The following is a 17558-nucleotide window of genomic DNA, read 5'->3' as shown; positions in this document are numbered from 1 at the left end:
GTCATGAACGGCCAGTCAGAGTCCGCACGCGTCCGCGCAGAGCACCTGCGCGACAAGGCCGAGCAGCTGATGCAGCGGGCGCAGCGCTCGACCGACCCCGCGGAGGCCGAGCGGCTGCGCCACGAGGCGAAGAAGCTGCAGGACCAGAGCGAGCCCGCCCTGCGCCACGAACCAGAGCAGGAAATCGGTGACGTCCGCGAGGAGTACCCGGAGTAGGCGGCCTGAACCTGATCCGGAGGGTTGGTACCGGACCGTCCGTGTTCGTACTGCGCTCTCACGCGTCCGGTGGCCGCGGCGGTCCCGGACGAGGCCGGGGCTCCGGGCCCGGATCGGGCCGCGGGTCGGGCCGAGGGCCCGGACCCGGCTTCGGCCCCGGCTCGTCGGGGCGCGGGCCCGGCCGCGGGACGGGCGAGATGTCGGGGTCCGGCGGGACTGCGCCGGTCATGGGCTGCTGCCTCCCTCCGCACCGGGTGCGCCAGGAGTACGCGGCGACGCGCCCCCGAGCGCGTACCGGCGCGTCCATTCCGGGCCACAGGAGTAGTCGGCTGCTTATGCACCGGCCCGCTGCAACCCTTCGTCCCTGCCGCTGCCCCGGCGGAGGCCGCTCAATCATCGGGCACTGCTGTGGGCGGCACTGCCGCGCGAGGGGCACTGCTGTGCGAGGGGCACTGCTGTGCGAGCCGGGCCCGAGTAGAATCCGAGGCGCCCGGCTGGAGCGACCGAGGTGCCCACGGCCCTCCCGAAAAGCCGGAAGCCGGAGAAATCATGATCCCTCCCGTTCGCGAGCAGGGGCCGTCCCGAGGGTCTGATGCGGGACGGGACGATCTGGCCGCGGCCGTCACCGCTCTCACCGCCGAGGTGAACGCCCTCCGCGCCGAGCTCGCGCGCCGCCATCTGCTGGACCTGGCGGCCGGCATCCTCGTGGCCCAGCTGGCCCTGTCCCCGTCGGACGCCACCGACCATCTGTCGCGGCTCGCAGGATCGGCAGGTCTGAGCCTGGATGACCTGGCAGCGGATGTCGTCAACGCCGCAGCGGGAACCGTGGTCGCCGGGCACCCGGACGCCATCATTGCCGGGGCTGAACACGACTACGGGGGTGAGGCGACAGGGGCCGCGGCGGGCGACCGCGCGGACGTACCCTCCGGTGCCGCACCGGACGCGCAGGCAGAGGGCAGCACAGCAGCACCGGTGGAAGACGGCGCGGGCATCACGAAGGGCGCCGACGGACCACGCACGACGGACGACGCTCGCGGACCGAGCCCGCCGCGAGGCATTGACGGATCTGCTACGCCGCAGAGCGCTGGCGGTCCAGGCGACGCGGAGGACCTACGCGAACCGGATACCACCGCATCCGGGCGAACAGCCACGGCCAGGGACGTCGGCGGACCAGGCACAACCCAAGCCGGGCGTGGACCGGGTCCGCCGAACGGCGTACAAGGGCCGGGCACAGCCGGCGCCGCTCGCGGGCCGGCGCCCGCCGGTGAACCGGCCACGGCCAAGGACGCCGACGGACCACGCGCAGCACCGGACGGCCGCGGAACTCGTGCGACGTCCGGCGGTCCCGGCACAGAAGAGCACGGGCGCGGACCGCGCAGGGCTGACGACGATCGCCGACCGGACAGCCCGCAGGGCACCGGCCGGCCACGCACCGCCGAGAGCGTCCGCGAAGACGACGACCGCCGTCCGGACAGCCCACAGGGCACCGGCCGGCCACCCACCGCCGAGAGCGTTCGCGAAGACGTCACCGTTCGCGAGACCGCCGTCGCGACGGCCAGCGGTAGCCGGGGCCGCGACGCCGTGCGGCGGGTGCGGCAGGCCGCTGCTGTGGCGGAGACGCAGGACCGTATCGCCGCCGTGGCGGACTCCCTGCTGGACGGCGGGCTGCGGCCGCTCGGTGTGCAGGCCGTGTGGCTGTGGCGTCGTACCGCGAGTGGCTGTCTGCAGCTGGTGGGGCACGCGGGGGTCAGCCCGCTGGAGGCCTCGCACTGGCGGTGGCTCCCGCCGGAGGCGGCGGGGCCGCTGCACCGGGCGCTGGCCGCGGGCGCTCCGGGCTGGTTGCCCGACGGCCCGCCGGACGGCGAGCGCCTCCCGGGGCCGGACCGGAACGCGGCCCGGGCCGTCGTACCGCTACGACGCACGGGGCTGATCGCCGGGCTTGCGCTGGCGGTCTGGCCCGGTCCCGCTGAGCTGGACGAGACGGTGTGCAGGGCGGTCAACGGTCTGCTGGAGCCCGCCGCGCGGCTGCTCGATCTGGCCGGCCCCGACCCCGACGACCCGCCGGTCCTCGGCGGTCTCCTCGATCTGCTGACCCATCCGGCGATGGTGCTGCGCACCGAGCCCGACACCTCGGACGTCATCGTCGAGCATCTCAACGAGGCGGCGCTGTGCAGCACGGACTTGGTGCCGGACCCGGCCGGTCGGCCGTTGGCGCAGGTCTTCCCGTCCGTCCACGCCGAGCTGGTGCGGTTGGTCGCGGACGCCCGCGCGCACGCGGTCCCGCAGCGCGCGGTACGGCTGCCGGCCGGGCACCGGCCGAGCGTTCCGGCGCCCCTGCTCGACGTGCGGGTCCTGCCGCTGTCCGCCGACCGCGCGCTCGTGCTCTGGCATGTCTCCACGGACCCGGGTCCCGCGGTCGTACGGGTCGCACGGCGGCTGGAGAACGTTGCAACGTTCGAGGACGACCTCACCACCGGCGAGTCCCGGTGGAGCGACCAGGCGTACACGATCTTCGGCGTGGCGCGGGGTGGCCCCCCGATCCCGCTGCGGCAGCTGGGCGAACGTCTGCATCCCCAGGACGCGGTACGTCTGGAGGAGCTGCTGCTGGCGCTGACGGGGCGCCAGGAGGGGGCGCACACCGTCGTACGGGTGATCCGCGACGACGGCGCGCTGCGGCATGTGCGGATCGCCGCCGAGCCCCTCCTGACGTGCGGCGTCCTCACCGGTATCACCGGCATCTACCAGGACGTCTCCGCACAGCACCACACGGAGGTCGCGCTGAACGCCACCTTCGACCAGCTGACGACCGTGCAGGCGCAGGCCGCGATCCGCCGCCGGCTGGTGCTGGAGCTGCAGCAGGCCATCGTCCCGGAGGTCCCGACGTTCCATAAGCTGCCGGGCCTGCAGGTCGCCGCGCGGTACCGGCCGGCGGCGGAGGAGTACCAGGTGGGCGGCGACTGGTACGACGTGATGCCGCTGGAGAGCGGCGGAGTCCTGATGGCGGTCGGGGACATCGCGGGGCACGGCATCGACGCCGCGACCGGCATGGTCGCGCTGCGCAACGCACTGCGAGGGCTGGCCGTCACCGGGCACTCCCCCGGCCGGCTGATGGCGTGGCTGAACGAGGTCACGCTGCACTCCGACGGGCAGCCCACCGCCACGGCGGTGTGCGCGCTGTACGACCCGGACACGCGCTCGCTGCGCTGGGCGAGCGCGGGCCATCTGCCGCTGCTCCTGCTGCGCGAGGGGCATGCGGAGCTGCTGGATCCGCCACGGAACATCCTGCTGGGCGCGGTACCCGGCGCCGAGTACCAGGAGACGGTGACGCGGCTGCTCCCCGGGGACACCCTGGTGCTCTACACGGACGGGTTCATCGAGTCGCACCACATGGGGCTCGACCAGAGCCTGGCGCTGCTGCGTCACGAGGCCGAGCGGCTGGGCCCGGGCGAGATCGACGAGCAGGCCGACCGGCTGCTCGGCGCCGTGACCGGCGACACGGATGACGACACCAGCCTCGTGGTGGTCCGGGTGCTGTGACCGCGACCCGTCGTCGGCTCACCGACTGAGCCGGCTCCGGATCCTCGCCAGCAGATCCCCGGCTCACCGACTGAGCCGGCTCCGGATCCTCGCCAGCAGATCCCCCGCGTCCACGGGCTTCGTCACATGGTCGTCGGCGCCCGCGGCCAGTGTCTTGGCCCGGTCGCCGGGCATGGCCTTGGCGGTGACCGCGATGACCGGGACGTCGGCGAACCGCGGCATCCGCCGGATCGCGGCGGTCGCGGACCAGCCGTCCATGCCGGGCATCATCACGTCCATGATGATCAGGTCGACGTCGTCGTGCTCGGTCAGCAGCTCGATGCCGCGTCGGCCGTCCTCGGCCCGGAGTACGCGCATGCCGGCGCCTTCGAGGATCTCGGTGAGCGCGAACACGTTGCGGGGATCGTCGTCCACGACGAGGACCAGGCGTCCGGCCAGTACGTCGTCGCCGTGCTGCCTGCCGTCTGCGCGCGCCCGCCCCTCGGCGCCGCTCTCGGGGACGGCGACGGGACCGCTGCTCACCGGCAGGAACAGCGTGAAGGAGCTGCCCTCGCCGAGCGCGCTGTGCGCGGTGATCGCACCGCCGAGGAGCTGGGCGACCTCCCGGCTGATGGACAGGCCGAGTCCGGTGCCGCCGTAGCGGCGGGCCGTCGGACCCTCGCCCTGCTGGAAGGCGCCGAAGATGATCTCCAGATGCTCGTCGGCGATGCCGATGCCGGTGTCGGTGACCCGGAAGGCGATCGAGGGACGGCCGCGCAGGGCAGGCGGCAGCTCGTCGTCCGCGGCGTTGTCGACGCGCAGCTCGACCCAGCCCTGCTCGGTGAACTTGAGCGCGTTGGACAGCAGATTGCGCAGCACCTGGCGCAGCCGCGACTCGTCGGTGGTGAGTTCGTCGGGCAGGTCCCGGGCCGTGACCACCCGGAACTCCAGGCCCCGTTCGCTGGCCACGGGCTGGAAGGCCGCATCGACGTAGTCCAGCAGCTGCTGCAGCGGAAAAGTGGTCGGGTGGATGGCCATCTTCCCGGCCTCGACCTTCGACAGATCGAGGATGTCGTTGATCAGCTGAAGCAGGTCGGAGCCGGCGGAGTGGATCACTTCGGCGTAGTCGACCTGCTTGTCGGTGAGGTTGCCCTCGGGGTTCTGGGCGAGCAACTGGGCGAGGATCAGCAGGCTGTTGAGCGGTGTGCGCAGCTCGTGGCTCATGTTGGCCAGGAACTCCGACTTGTACATCGAGGTGCGGGAGAGCTGCTGGGCGCGCGTCTCGAGTTCCTGGCGGGCGCGTTCGATCTCGAGGTTCTTGGCCTCGATGTCGCGGTTGCGTTCCGCGAGCAGCGCCGCCTTCTCCTCCAGTTCGGCGTTGGAGCGCTGGAGCTCCTCCTGCCGGACGCTCAGTTCGGCGGTGAGCCGCTGGGAGCGCTCGAGGAGTTCGTCGGTGCGGGCGTGGGCGGTGAGCGAGCTGATATTGACGCCGAGGGTCTCGATGAACTGGTCGAGGAAGTCCCGGTGGATGTCGGTGAAGGGGTGCAGCGACCCCAACTCCAGGGCGCCGATGGCCTGGTCCTCGACGATGACGGGCAGTACGAGCAGCGCCGCGGGATCGGCGTCGCCCAGACCGGAGGAGATGGTGGCGTAGCCGGGCGGTACGTCCTCGATCGCGATCGTGCGGCGGCTCAGCGTGGCCTGGCCGACCAGGGACTGGCCCAGGCGGAAGCTGCGCGGTCCGGTGTCGGGCGCCCCGTACGAGGCGATCATGTCGAGCCGGGTGCCGTCGGCGTCCGTCTGGGCGAGGAAGAACGCGCCGTACTGGGCGGAGACCAGCGGCGGCACCTCGTCCATGATGAGCCGGGCGGCGGCCGTGACGTCGCGGGTGCCCTGGAGGAGTCCGGAGACCCGCGCGAGGTTGGTCTTGAGCCAGTCCTGCTCCTCGTTGGCGCGGGTGGTGGCGCGCAGGGACTCGACCATGGAGTTGATGTTGTCCTTGAGGTCGCCGACCTCGCCGGGTGCCTCGACCGTGATGGAGCGCGTCAGATCGCCCTGGGCGACCGCGCTGGTGACCTCGGCGATGGCACGCACCTGGCGCGTGAGGTTGCCGGCGAGTTCGTTGACGTTCTGGGTGAGCCGCCGCCAGGTGCCGGAGACGTCCTCCACCTCGGCCTGGCCGCCGAGCCTGCCCTCGCGGCCGACCTCTCGGGCGACCCGGGTGACCTCTGCGGCGAACGACGACAGCTGGTCGACCATCGTGTTGATGGTGGTCTTGAGCTGCAGGATCTCGCCGCGGGCGTCGACATCGATCTTGCGGCTCAGATCGCCCTGGGCGACGGCGGTGGTGACCTGGGCGATGTTGCGCACCTGGTTGGTGAGGTTGTCCGCCATGGAGTTGACGTTGTCGGTCAGGTCCTGCCAGGTGCCCGACACGCCGCGTACGGTGGCCTGTCCGCCGAGGTTGCCCTCGGTGCCGACCTCGCGGGCGACGCGGGTGACCTCCTCGGCGAACGACGACAGCTGGTCGACCATCCTGTTGATGGTCTCCTTGAGTTCGAGGATCTCGCCGCGGGCGTCCACCCGGATCTTCTGTGTCAGGTCGCCGCGGGCGACGGCCGTGGCGACCTGGGCGATCGAGCGCACCTGGGACGTCAGGTTGTCGGCCATCGTGTTGACGCCGGTGGTGAGCTCCTGCCAGACGCCGCCGGCCCTCGGCACCCGGGCATGGCCCCCGAGCAGGCCCTGTCCGCCGACCTCGCTGGCCACGCGGGTGACTTCGGACGTGACGAGGGCCAGCTGGTCGATCATGCGGTTGTAGACGCCCGCGATCTCGCCGAGGAGCCCCTCGGCATCGTCGGGCAGGCGCGTGGAGAAGTCGCCGTCACGGACCGCCGTGAGCCCGGCGAGCAGTTTGCGGAGCCCCTCTTCACTGAGCTGCACCGGCGGGCGCTCGGTGCCTTCGAAAGTGCGGACTGAGGATGACTCTTTCATCGCTGACCTCGCGCAACCGGCGTCCGGGCCAGAGGAGCCTCTCGCCGGGCGGGCGAGGGGCGGCCATGTCCCCACTGTCGCACGTCACCGTCCCAGGTGGAGTGGTGCCGGACGGCTTCCTGGTCAGGCCCTCCGGACAGCCCCTGCGCCCCCTGCGACAAGCGGCCCACGACAAGCGGCAACGGCAATGAGCCGTCAGACTTGGAATAGCACGAAATGGAACAAATGCGTTAAATCGCACCAGGCGGTAAAGTGCCGTGCGGGGAGACCGACGGTCCGCCTCAGCGGGCAGCGCCCGCCATCCGTCGAAGGAGCGCCCATGTCCCCGCTCACTCGCCCCGTCCGTACCCATGACACAGACCCCCCGGCCGAGGCCCCGCCGACAGCCCCGTCGGCGGCACCGCCGGCGGCCGTGCGCGCGGCCCTGCCCGGTCTGCCGGAGATACCGGACCTGAGGACCATCGGCGCGATGGACGCACGGGCACTGTCGTCCTCGCTCTTCAAGCGGCTCCGCACGCTGGAGGAGGGCACACCCGAGTACTCGTACGTGCGCAACACCCTCGTCGAACTGAACCTCAGCCTGGTGAAGTACGCGGCGACCCGGTTCCGCAACCGCAGGGAGTCCATGGAGGACATCGTCCAGGTCGGGACGATCGGTCTGATCAAGGCCATAGACCGCTTCGACGTGCAGCGCGAGGTCGAGTTCCGCTCCTTCGCACTGCCCACGATCGTCGGCGAGATCAAGCGTTTCTTCCGTGACACCAGCTGGGCGGTCAGGGTGCCGCGCCGGCTGCAGGAGCTGAGGATCGACATCGCCAAGGCGGTCGACACCCTGGAGCAGCAGCTGGGTCGCGCCCCCACGGCGGCGGAGCTCGCCGAGGGCCTGGGCATCAGCGAGGACGAGCTCGAGGAGGGCCGCCAGGCGGCGAACGTCTACGCGGCGCGCTCGCTGGACGCCCCGGTGGAGAACGACGAGCCCAGCAGCAGGGCGACCCACCAGCTGGGCGAGGAGGACCCGGCGCTCGATGTCGTCGAATGCCTGGAGTCGCTGAAGCCGCTGATAGCCACACTTCCCGAGCGGGAGCGGCTCATCCTGTCGCTGCGGTTCTGCGACGAGCTCACCCAGTCGGAGATCGGTGCCCGGCTCGGCATCTCCCAGATGCACGTCTCCCGGCTGCTGGCCCGCACCCTGGACGTACTGCGGACGGGGCTGCTGGAGGACCCCGAACCGGAGCCAGGACCGGAGCCGGAACCGGACTCCGCCCCGGACCCGGATGAGACCACCGAGGCAGCGGTCACGCCCGCGCCCCCGGCACCCGCGACGCAGTCCGCGGCACGCTGAGCGGTGGCGCCACCTCGATCCATACGGCCTTGCCGGCTCCCCGCCGCGTGGATCCCCAGGTGCGCGCCAGCCGTTCCACCACGACGAGTCCGTTGCCGCCGGGACGCCCCGCGGGCCCCCTGGGCCGCGGACGCGGCGGGACGGGGCTGGCGTCGGTGACCTCGATACGCAGCCGTTCCGGGGTGTAGTTCAGCATCAGCTCCTGCGGCCCGCCGGCGTGCAGGCAAGCGTTGGTGACCAGCTCGGACACGAGGAGCAGGACATCGTCGACCACGGCCTGGCCGTCCTCGTCCCCTGCGGGCAGCCACCGCCAGTCCAGGAGACACGCCCGGCAGAAGTCCCGGCACCGGCCGACCACGCCCTTGGTGCCGTACAGGGCGAGCCGGCGGGTCTGCCCCTGCGCGGGGAGTCCGTCGATCATGGCGCGCTCCGTCATAGCTGCGGTCCGTCACTCCTGCCTGCGCTGGTCACTCGCCGAGCACCGTTGCTCGCCGATCTCGGTCGCTCTCCGGGCCACGTCACTCCTGCGGCCGACCGATCAGCGCCTCGTCGAGGCTGCCGTACAACCGGAAGACAGCGCCGGCTCCGGTGATGTCGAACATGCGGGCAACCGGCGGGCGAAGGGCTGCAAGCTCCAGTCCGACACCGGCGTCCTGCGCGTCGAGCCGCCCGTGCAGCAGGACGTTCAAGCCTGTGGAGTCGCAGAACGTCATGTCCTTGCAGTCCACCACGATGCGTGTGGCGGCCGTGCTCAGGCCCTCCGTCAGTGCGTCGCGCAGTTCGCCGGCCGAGTCGTGGTCGAGCTCACCACTGACAGTCAGGACCAGGACGTCGCCCTTGACCCTGACATCGACGGTGAGGCGTGCGCCGCCGGTCACTCCACCCTCCGGCTTCCCGTCACCCCGGACATCATGCAGACTCTCCTCGTTTTGTCGGAGATGCGGTGAATAACCCCGCCTCGCGCCATTCTGCCGTGCTCCGGTCAGGACATCGGGACCACGTAAACCCCGACCAGAACGCCAGTATGAGCATGCGGCACGCCTTGGCACATGGCTCGACAGGCCGGTGCCGTCACGAACCAGACGCGAACAACACGTGAGACGCGAGACGCGAACAGGAACCGATCAAGAGAGCCCCGACAGCAGTAAAACGGGATTTTTCGGGCAGTCGGAAGGTCAGGAGGTGCTTGACATGATCCCGCTGCTCTTGGTGCTCCTGGTGATCCTGATCCTCTTCGGAGCCGGATTCGCCGTGGATGTCCTGTGGTGGATCGCCCTGATCCTGCTGATCGTGTGGATCATCGGATTCTTCTCGACCCGTACGGGCCCTGGGGGCGGACGGACGCGCTGGTATCGCTGGTAGGCGGAGCAGGATGTATCGACGCTTCAGCCGGACGTTCCTGGGGACCCGGCAGCCATGGCTATGACTGCGGCCCTTCCCGGCGTGTACGAGTCGTACTGGATGGCCTCGGCCGAGTTCCCCTCCCATCCTCCGCTCACCGAGGCCACCGAGGCGGACGTGGCCGTGGTCGGGGCCGGCATCGCCGGGCTCTGCACGGCCTGGGAGCTCGCCCGCAAGGGGCGGAGCGTGGTGGTCCTGGAGGCGTCCCGCGTCGCCGCGGGCGTCACCGGCCATACGACGGCGAAACTGACGGCACTGCACACCCTGATGTACGACCACCTGCGCCACACGCGGGGCCCGGACGGGGCGCGACTGTACGCGCGTTCACAGTCCGACGCGATCGAGCACGCCGTGGCGGTCGCGGACGAGCTCGGCGCCGACTGCGATCTGGAGCGGGTCCCCGCGTTCACGTACTGCGAGGACCCGGAGCGGCTGGACGGGATACGGGCCGAGGCGGACGCCGCCCGGGAGGCGGGCCTCGACGCGTCCTTCGTCACCGAGACCGGCCTGCCGTACCCGGTCGCGGGCGCCGTCAGGGTCGAGGACCAGGCGCAGTTCCATCCCCGAAAGTACCTGCTGGCGCTGGAACGGGACCTCCTGGCACACGGCGGGAAGATCTACGAGGGGACCCGCGTCCTGCGCCTCGACGAGGGCGCTCCGTGCCTGCTCGGGACCGAGTCGGGGGTGACGGTCACCGCCTGGGACGTCGTCGTCGCCACCCACTACCCCGTCTTCGACCGGGCGTTGCTCTTCGGCCGCCTCTCGGCCCATCGCGATCTCGTCGTGGCAGGGCCGCTTGCGCCCGACCGGGACCCCGGCGGCATGTACATCACGCAGGAGGACAACACCCGTTCAGTACGCACGGCCCCCTATGGCGACGGGCAGCGGCTGCTGATCGTCACCGGCGAGCTCGCCAGGCCCGGGACGGGCGACACGGATCAGCGCTTCCGGAACCTGGCCGACTGGACGCATGAGCGTTTCCCCGGCGTGGAGATCACCCACCGCTGGGCGGCGCAGGACAGCGACCCCACGGACACCGTGGCGCTGGTCGGACCTCTGCATCCCGGCGCCGCGCATGTGTACGTGGCGACCGGGTTCGGCGGATGGGGAATGAGCGGCGGGATCATGGCCGGCCGGCTCCTCGCTGACCTCGTCACCGGCCAACGGCCCCCGTGGGCGGGCCTGTACGACCCGCGCCGGATGCGGAGCCTGCTGCGCGAGGCACCGGCCTTCATCCGGCACCAGCTGGAGACCGGCCGCCACTTCATCGGCGACCGGCTGAGCTCGGTGACCATCCAGTCCGTCGACGACATCGCTCCTGGCAGCGGCGGCGTGGTGCAGCACGGCGGGCGGCGCTGCGCGGTGTACCGCGACGAGGACGGGGCGCTGCACGGCGTGTCCCCGCGATGCACGCACCTCGGCTGCTTCGTCGGCTTCAACTCCGCGGAACGGTCCTGGGACTGCCCCTGTCACGGCTCCCGCTTCAGTGTCGACGGCGAGGTGCTCGAAGGACCCGCGAACCGGCCGCTCGACAGACGCGACGTCTGAGTGGCTCGGTGCGCGGCACATGAGTCACGTATCAGCCGCCGCGGCGCAATCGCCCTACGCGAAGCCATCTACGCGTGCCGCACAAACCGTCTCGATCCTCGGCGTCTTCGGCGGCGTGCTCGACAAGGTCCCGCTCGGAGCCACAATGAACAAGGGCCTGACCCTGCGCATGGGCCAGCAGCACGGCCAGCGCTACCGGGGATTCGCACTGCATCGGCGTTCGCGCCGGTGGTGAAGCGAATGGGAACGTGGCGACGGGAGAGCGTCGCCGAATCGTTCCAGCGGAGCTGGATTTGGCTGAGGCGTCCCGGGCTGTCAGTGGCCGGTGTTAGCGTCCGGGTCATGCAGCTTCGTTATGCCTTCCGCCTCGACCCGGGTCCGGGTCAGCGCACCGCGCTGGCCAGGGCGTTCGGGTGCGCGCGGGTGGTGTACAACGACGCGATCGCGGCGCGGGAGCGGGCGGCGGGGGAGGCGTTTCCCACCGCGGCGTCGCTGTCGAAGACGCTGATCACCGAGGCGAAGAAGACCCCTGAGCGGCACTGGCTGGGCGAGGTGTCGGCGGTGGTGCTGCAGCAGTCGCTGCGGGATGTGGAAAGCGCCTACCGGAACTTCTTCGCCTCCCTGAAGGGCGCGCGTACTGGGGCGCGGGTGGGCGCGCCGCGCTTCAAGTCCCGCAGGGATGCCCAGCAGGCGATCCGGTTCACCCGCAACGCCCGCTGGAAGATCACCGAGAATGGGCGGCTGCTGCTGCCGAAGATCGGCGAGGTGCGGGTGCGCTGGTCGCGGGCCCTGCCCTCGATCCCGTCCAGCGTCACCGTGATCCGGGACGCGGCGGGGCGGTTCTTCGCTTCCTTCGTCATCGAGACAGACCCGGACGCCGACCTGGCGCGGATGCCCGACACGGACCAAACGGTCGGGGTCGATCTGGGGCTGAACCACTTCGCGGTCCTGTCCGACGGCACGAAGGTCGACTCACCGCGGTTCCTGCGCCGGGCGGAGAAGAAGCTAAAGAAGGCCCAACGGGAGCTGTCCCGCAAGCAGAAGGGCTCGAAGAACCGGGAGAAGGCCCGCCTGAAGGTGGCCCGCGCGCACGCCAGGGTGGCCGACGCGCGCCGCGAGTTCCACCACCAGCTCTCCACGAAACTGATCCGCGAGAACCAAGCGGTCGCGGTGGAGGACCTGGCGGTGCGAGCGTTGGCACGTACCAGGCTGGGCAAGAGTGTCCATGACGCGGGCTGGTCCGCGTTCGTGGCAATGCTCGAGTACAAAGCGGCACGCTATGGCCGCACATTTGTGAAGATCGGCCGGTTCGAGCCCACCAGCCAGGTGTGCTCCGCCTGCGGGATCAAGGACGGGCCCAAGCCCCTGCATGTGCGGGAGTGGACCTGTCCCGCGTGCGGAACGGTCCACGACCGGGACCACAATGCCGCGAAGAACATCAAGGCCGCCGGACTGGCGGCTTCAGCCTGTGGAGCGCAGGTAAGACCGGAACGTGTTCCGGCACAGCGCGGTGAAGCAGGAAGCCATGGAATCCGAACCGGAGCCAGTGCCGCGTAGCGGCACAGTCCCGGACCGGAAGGCCAGAATCCCCGGGCTTCAGCACGAGGAGCAAGTCAACAGATGTTCGAGGAGAATTTCCGCAGCGGTGAACTCGACGCCGTTCCGGTCGTCTTGGCCCTCCTTACCTCTCCCGCGCATCCTGGCAGTCGCCCGGGGCCCGGCGGTCCCGGTAGTCGTCCAGGGCCCGGCCGTCCGGTACGGACGCCGCGGCCACGGCCCGCCCGCGCATCGGGAGCCACAGCAGCAGCCCCAGCGTGATCCACACATAGGTGTTGCTGCCGAGGAAGCCGTCGACGCCGGACGCGTCGTCGTACCAGAGCCACACCACGCTGCTGCACAACACCGCGTACACCGTGCCCGCCGTGGCGAGGAGCCGGCGCCGGGCGCCGGTGGCGGGAGCGTGCCGCAGTCCCGCGTCGGCGAGGACCGCGAGGGCCGGCAGCAGCCAGACGAGGTGGTGTACCCAGGTGATCGGGCTGACCAGGCAGGCGGCGAGGCCGGTCAGGGCGAAGGCGGCCATCGTGTCGCCGCTGCGCATTGCGCGGGACGCGCGCCAGGCCCATAGGCACAGGACCGCCACCACGGCCGACGCCCAGACGACGCGGTCCGGTTCGGCGGGCTGGGCGAGGCGGGCGAGGACGCCCTGCAGCGACTGGTTGGACACGTAGGCGAGCTGCCCGATGCGGTCGGTGTCGCGCAGGGCCTCGGTCCAGTAGAAGCGGGAGGCGTCGGGCGCGGCCCACGCGGCGAGCGCCGTCCCACCGGCGGCGACGCCCGTCGCGACGGCGGCGGCGCGGGGCCGCCGGGCCAGCAGGAGCAGGCCGATGAAGAGCGCGGGCGTGAGCTTGACGGCCGCAGCGAGTCCGATGCCGACGCCCGCCCATCGCGCGCGCCCGCGGGCCGCGCCGGCCAGCAGCCAGGCGTCACCCAGGACGAGGGCCAGCAGCAGCAGATTGACCTGCCCGAAGCTGAACGTGTCCCGCACCGGCTCGAACAGCGCCAGCAGACACCCCAGGACCGCGAAGCCGAACCACCCGTGTCCGCCGTGCCGTCGCAGGACCGGCGCCGCCAGTACGTACAGCACGGCCAGGGCCGCGGCGATGTTGAGCAGCAGCCCGACCGCGATGGCGGTACGCAGGCCGAGCAGCGCCATGGGCAGCATGGTGACCGCGGCGAACGGCGGATACGTGAAGCCGTACGTGGTGCCCGGGACCCGGTAGTCGTAGATGCCGCCGCCGTGGTGGACCCATTGGCCGACGGCGCCGTAGTAGACGCGCAGGTCGAACCAGTCGCGGTGCAGGGGCACGGTGGCGAGGAAGACCCCGACGGCGGTGGCGAGCACCAGCACCATCAGCCGGCGCCCGCTCTCCGTGCGCGGCGCCCGGGGTCTGAAGGCGTCCCGACCGCGCACCCGCGACGCACCGATCTGCTTGCCCGCCCGCATCTCGAGGCTGTCCTGTCCGGCCTGCATGTCGAGGGTGTCGTCCTGTCTGCGCGTGCTCATACGGACGGTTCCGGCTCGCGGGGCCCGGGCAGCCCGGCCGGTTGCCGCGTGGACTGGTGGACCTGCCAGAGGACGACCACCGCGAGCGCGCCCCCGGACACGGCCAGCGCCAACTGCTGGGTGTCGACGGGGCCGCCGCTCGGCAGGGCCGCCAGCGCCAGCACTCCGCTGACGGCGGCCACCCGTCGCCGTACGGAACTGCTGGGCGCCGCAGCCGCGATGAGGAACAGCCCCCACAGGACGTACCAGGGCCGGATCGCCGGTCCGAGGACGGCGATGGCGGCCAGGCTCAGCCCGACGGCGTAGACGGGGGCGGGCCGCGGGCGGCGCAGCCATATGACGAGCACTGCGACCAGCGTTGCGGCGATGCCGATCCCGTGCCAGGCCGGTGCGGCCAAGGGGGCGAGGTCGCTGCCGGCGTGGTGCAGGAGATCACCGGTGACGCGGCCGAGCACGCTGGTGAGGGCCCAGTTCTGCGGTGACACGGGGGTCTTCAGCGCCCCGATCCAGCCGTATCCCGTACCGGCGACGGCCGTCGCGACGACCGTCGTCGTGAGCGCGGCCGCCGCGGTCGTCAGCGCGGCCCGCAGTACCCGGTGCCGCCCGGTGCGGCCACGCGCCCGCAGGGCGACCACGGCCAGCAGGCCCAGCGCCGCCGGCGCCTTGACCAGGGCGGCGAGCGTCACGAGGACGGCGCCCAGGAGGTGCCACCGCCCGCTCGCGGCCACCAGCCCGACACCGAGCAGCCCCAGCATGACCGCGTCGTTGTGCGCCCCTGCCACGAGATGCAGCAGGACCAGCGGGTTGAGCGCCCCGAGCCACAGCGCGGCGGCCGGGTCGGTACCGCAGTGCCGGGCCAGCCTGGGCAGCGCGGCCGCCATCAGCGCCACCCCCAGCAGCGCGACGAACCGCATGCCCAGCACACCGGCGGACACCTCGGTCCGGGTCAGATCGGCCGTGACCTTGGCCAGGGACAGGAAGACCGGCCCGTAAGGGGCCCCGGTGTGCCGCCAGATCGGCGCCACCTCGGACACCAGCGGCCCGCCGAGCCGGGCGGGCCCGTACGCGTACACGTCGATGTGCGCGTCCACCATCGCGCCCTGCGCGAGATAGCTGTACACGTCCCGGCTGAACAGGGGAGGCGCCACCACCAGCGGGGCGGCCCACAGGGCGAGCACCAGCAGCAGAGAGCGGGGAGCCGGCGGCTCGGGACCGCGTATCTCCCGCCCCAGCAGCGCCCATGCGGCGATCAGCAGGACGACGCCGAAGTACACGCCGACCAGCCCCAGCGCCGCGCCCGCCGCCGACGGGGACAGCACATCACGGATCGGCAGCGCCCCGGCCGTCGTACCACCGGCCGCGAGGGCGGCAGAACCGATCAGTCCCAGCAACCGGCAACGGCGGAAGTCGACGGAGGCGGGTACGAGCGGCACCCGGGCAGCCTTACAACGTCGGGTGACCACGAGACGGCCCACACCTCTCCGTTCGGAGACCGCGACATGTCCGGCGTCTTACGGAGACGGGGACCGGCCGGGGGCACACCTGCGCACGGGCGAGGCGGTTCAGCAGACCCCGGTGCGGCCGAAAGCCGGGCCGCCGACGAGCGCACCGGGCGGCCCGCCGGCTGCCCGGCGTCGCACGACCCCACGCCTACGATCACGCAATGGCCCTCATCCGCATCGAACGGCTTTCGCCCCACTCCCCCGCCGAGGCATGGCGCCGCCTCACCGACTGGAAACGCCATGCGGACGTGGTCCCGCTGACCCGCGTCACCGTCACCACACCCCCGCCGACCCACGAAGGCACCCTCTTCGTGGCCCGCACCTGCATCGGACCGGCCGCGTTCGACGACCCGATGCAGGTGACGGTCTGGCAGCCTCCGGACGCCGATCACCCCGACCGGCCCGCCCGCTGCCGCCTGGACAAGCGCGGCACGTTCGTCACGGGCTGGGCCGAGATCGAGGTCCACCGGAGCGGGGCGGGTTCCCGGGTCGTCTGGCTCGAGGAGCTGCGGGTGCGATGGCTTCCGCCGTTCCTCGACCCATCACTGGCCGCGGCGGGGCGCCTGCTGTTCGGCCGGGCGGCGGACGACCTGCTGCGGCGCCCCTGATCAGCGGGGAATCACTCCTCCGGCAGCAACGGCGGATTCGCGAACCGCACCAGCTCCAGGGCCTGTTCGCGGAACCAGCCCCCCGCGCGCGGGGCGACCATCTCGCGCTCCGGGTCCTCCGGACCTGCCGTCCCGCGCAGGCACAGGCCGTCCGACTCGCCCGGGATCTTGATCCACAGCCGGGCGTCCTGGAGGGGGTCGCCGGTGCGCAGGGTGGGGCGGGCGCCGAGGCCCCGGTCGGGCGGGTTGCACCAGTCCTGCGGGTCCGTGTACTTGCCGGCGGGCGGGGTCCAGGGCCCCTGGCCGTTGCGGCTGGAGTCCGTGACGAAGTGCTTCATACGGGATGCGGGCGTGTCCACGTTCTCGTCGAGCCACGCCTGCGCGTCCGCGCGCGACCACGACTGGTTGGGGCACGCGGCACTGTCCCCGCCCGCTTCGACATGGGCGAGGCAGGACGAGATCAGCTTGCCGTACCAGGAGTTGGCGTCGTCGGTGTTGTAGTTGGAGGCGTTGGTGAAGAAGCCGGTGGCGCGGGCGACGCCGCCCCTGAGCAGGCGCGGCACGATGGAGTTCACCGAGTGCCAGCCCGGATGGCCGGTGTCCAGGTACACCCGGGTGCCGGACAGCGGTTCGAGCTTGTCCACGGCGTAGTTGACCTCGGTGTACCGGGCGGCGGTCAGGGTGCCCTGTGCGTCGTCCTGGCCGCAGTCGGCGGGCACGAGGGCCAGCGAGTCCGGTTCGAGGACCACGATGGCCCGGTGACCGCCGATGCCCCGTGCGACAGCGTCGATCCACGCCTTGTACTCGGCGGTGTTCGAGGCGCCGCCCGCCGAGTAGTTGGAGCAGTCGCGTCCGGGGACGTTGTAGAGCGCGAACACGGGGGTCGCGTCGTCGCGGTCGGCGTCGCGCACGACGTCGCGCGCGAGCTTCTCCACCTCGGCCGGGCTCTGGTCTCCGTACCAGACCGCCTGCGGGGTGTTGGCCATCGCCACGATGCCCGCCGCCTCGCGGTGGCGGCCGTCGCGGGCGAGGTCCAGGGCCTGGAGGTAGGCGTCGGGGTTGGCGTCCGGCACATAGAGGCGGGGGCCCCGGGATTCGGCTGCCGGTTCGGCCGCTGTGGACGCCGGTTCGGCCGCTGCGGCCGGTGCGGCGGCGACCGGTCCGGTCAGCACGGCGGCCAGGACGGCCGAGAGGGCGGCCAGTGCGGCCGGGACGTATCTCGTACGTCTGATGGGTCTCATGTTGGGGTTGACTCCTGTTTCGCAACGGTCACGCGGGACTTGCGGGAGCGCTCCCACACGAGGTTCCGGTGAGGGGCATGCGCGCGTCAATACGGGTGCATCAAATGAGGTTCACGAGGTGTACCG

14 protein-coding genes are annotated in these 17558 nt (G+C 71.7%); 8 read left to right on the top strand and 6 right to left on the bottom strand.

Features of this window, described 5'->3' with window-relative positions:
- Window positions 1-3: 3 nt before the first annotated feature.
- Both H1D24_RS39735 and H1D24_RS43310 read left to right on the top strand, forming a co-directional pair.
- On the top strand, window positions 4-216 hold the full coding sequence (locus H1D24_RS39735; protein WP_181662640.1) for a DUF6381 family protein: 213 nt from the start codon (window positions 4-6) through the stop codon (window positions 214-216).
- Between the two features lie 549 nt (window positions 217-765).
- On the top strand, window positions 766-3753 hold the full coding sequence (locus H1D24_RS43310) for a SpoIIE family protein phosphatase (RefSeq protein ID WP_258564699.1): 2988 nt from the start codon (window positions 766-768) through the stop codon (window positions 3751-3753).
- A 63-nt stretch (window positions 3754-3816) separates the two neighbouring features.
- On the opposite strand, the gene H1D24_RS39720 is transcribed toward H1D24_RS43310, so the two are convergent.
- Window positions 3817-6726, bottom strand: a complete 2910-nt coding sequence (locus H1D24_RS39720) for a HAMP domain-containing protein (RefSeq protein ID WP_181662638.1) — start codon at window positions 6724-6726, stop codon at window positions 3817-3819.
- Window positions 6727-7045: 319 nt separating this feature from the next.
- On the opposite strand from H1D24_RS39720, the gene H1D24_RS39715 reads away from it, so the two are divergent.
- The gene (locus H1D24_RS39715; protein ID WP_181662637.1) at window positions 7046-8068 is read left to right on the top strand and encodes a SigB/SigF/SigG family RNA polymerase sigma factor; all 1023 of its coding nucleotides are present in this window, start codon (window positions 7046-7048) and stop codon (window positions 8066-8068) included.
- On the opposite strand, the gene H1D24_RS39710 is transcribed toward H1D24_RS39715, so the two are convergent.
- Both H1D24_RS39710 and H1D24_RS39705 read right to left on the bottom strand, forming a co-directional pair.
- Entirely contained in the window at window positions 8022-8489 is a 468-nt protein-coding gene (locus H1D24_RS39710; protein WP_181662636.1) for an ATP-binding protein, read from the bottom strand. The two genes, H1D24_RS39715 and H1D24_RS39710, sit on opposite strands and share 47 nt — an antisense overlap.
- Window positions 8490-8586: 97 nt before the next feature.
- A complete protein-coding gene (locus H1D24_RS39705) occupies window positions 8587-8946 on the bottom strand; it encodes an STAS domain-containing protein (RefSeq protein ID WP_181662635.1) in 360 nt (119 codons plus the stop codon).
- A 313-nt stretch (window positions 8947-9259) separates the two neighbouring features.
- Between H1D24_RS39705 and H1D24_RS39700 the strand changes: the two genes are divergently transcribed.
- The 4 genes from H1D24_RS39700 (at window position 9260) to H1D24_RS39685 (ending at window position 12574) form a co-directional block, all read left to right on the top strand.
- Complete coding sequence (locus tag H1D24_RS39700) at window positions 9260-9430, top strand: DUF5670 family protein (RefSeq protein ID WP_181662634.1); 171 nt, start codon at window positions 9260-9262, stop codon at window positions 9428-9430.
- 54 nt (window positions 9431-9484) lie between these two features.
- Entirely contained in the window at window positions 9485-11017 is a 1533-nt protein-coding gene (locus tag H1D24_RS39695) for an FAD-dependent oxidoreductase (RefSeq protein ID WP_374064713.1), read from the top strand.
- Between the two features lie 19 nt (window positions 11018-11036).
- A complete protein-coding gene (locus H1D24_RS39690) occupies window positions 11037-11252 on the top strand; it encodes a hypothetical protein (RefSeq protein ID WP_181662664.1) in 216 nt (71 codons plus the stop codon).
- A gap of 107 nt (window positions 11253-11359) precedes the next feature.
- A complete protein-coding gene (locus H1D24_RS39685; protein ID WP_181662633.1) occupies window positions 11360-12574 on the top strand; it encodes an RNA-guided endonuclease InsQ/TnpB family protein in 1215 nt (404 codons plus the stop codon).
- A gap of 124 nt (window positions 12575-12698) precedes the next feature.
- Here H1D24_RS39685 and H1D24_RS39680 read toward each other — a convergent pair whose 3' ends face one another.
- Entirely contained in the window at window positions 12699-14021 is a 1323-nt protein-coding gene (locus H1D24_RS39680) for a glycosyltransferase 87 family protein (RefSeq protein WP_181662660.1), read from the bottom strand.
- 56 nt (window positions 14022-14077) lie between these two features.
- Complete coding sequence (gene mptB, locus H1D24_RS39675; RefSeq protein ID WP_181662632.1) at window positions 14078-15514, bottom strand: polyprenol phosphomannose-dependent alpha 1,6 mannosyltransferase MptB; 1437 nt, start codon at window positions 15512-15514, stop codon at window positions 14078-14080.
- Window positions 15515-15744: 230 nt separating this feature from the next.
- On the opposite strand from mptB, the gene H1D24_RS39670 reads away from it, so the two are divergent.
- The gene (locus H1D24_RS39670) at window positions 15745-16191 is read left to right on the top strand and encodes an SRPBCC family protein (RefSeq protein ID WP_181662631.1); all 447 of its coding nucleotides are present in this window, start codon (window positions 15745-15747) and stop codon (window positions 16189-16191) included.
- An 11-nt stretch (window positions 16192-16202) separates the two neighbouring features.
- On the opposite strand, the gene H1D24_RS39665 is transcribed toward H1D24_RS39670, so the two are convergent.
- On the bottom strand, window positions 16203-17432 hold the full coding sequence (locus H1D24_RS39665) for a glycoside hydrolase family 6 protein (RefSeq protein WP_181662630.1): 1230 nt from the start codon (window positions 17430-17432) through the stop codon (window positions 16203-16205).
- Window positions 17433-17558 lie beyond the last annotated feature (126 nt).

Source organism: Streptomyces himalayensis subsp. himalayensis, from assembly GCF_013778455.1.
GTDB classification, from domain to species: Bacteria; Actinomycetota; Actinomycetes; order Streptomycetales; family Streptomycetaceae; genus Streptomyces; species Streptomyces himalayensis.
This window is presented reverse-complemented; position numbering and strand designations above follow the sequence as displayed.

Coding starts and splice junctions, on each gene's coding strand:
- H1D24_RS43310 (WP_258564699.1), top strand. CDS start 766: ATGATCCCTCCCGTTCGCGAGCAGGGGCCGTCCCGAGGGTCTGATGCG.
- H1D24_RS39680 (WP_181662660.1), bottom strand. CDS start 14,021: ATGCGGGCGGGCAAGCAGATCGGTGCGTCGCGGGTGCGCGGTCGGGAC.
- H1D24_RS39710 (WP_181662636.1), bottom strand. CDS start 8,489: ATGATCGACGGACTCCCCGCGCAGGGGCAGACCCGCCGGCTCGCCCTG.
- H1D24_RS39665 (WP_181662630.1), bottom strand. CDS start 17,432: ATGAGACCCATCAGACGTACGAGATACGTCCCGGCCGCACTGGCCGCC.
- H1D24_RS39685 (WP_181662633.1), top strand. CDS start 11,360: ATGCAGCTTCGTTATGCCTTCCGCCTCGACCCGGGTCCGGGTCAGCGC.
- H1D24_RS39735 (WP_181662640.1), top strand. CDS start 4: ATGAACGGCCAGTCAGAGTCCGCACGCGTCCGCGCAGAGCACCTGCGC.
- H1D24_RS39695 (WP_374064713.1), top strand. CDS start 9,485: ATGGCTATGACTGCGGCCCTTCCCGGCGTGTACGAGTCGTACTGGATG.
- H1D24_RS39670 (WP_181662631.1), top strand. CDS start 15,745: ATGGCCCTCATCCGCATCGAACGGCTTTCGCCCCACTCCCCCGCCGAG.
- H1D24_RS39720 (WP_181662638.1), bottom strand. CDS start 6,726: ATGAAAGAGTCATCCTCAGTCCGCACTTTCGAAGGCACCGAGCGCCCG.
- H1D24_RS39715 (WP_181662637.1), top strand. CDS start 7,046: ATGTCCCCGCTCACTCGCCCCGTCCGTACCCATGACACAGACCCCCCG.
- H1D24_RS39690 (WP_181662664.1), top strand. CDS start 11,037: ATGAGTCACGTATCAGCCGCCGCGGCGCAATCGCCCTACGCGAAGCCA.
- H1D24_RS39700 (WP_181662634.1), top strand. CDS start 9,260: ATGATCCCGCTGCTCTTGGTGCTCCTGGTGATCCTGATCCTCTTCGGA.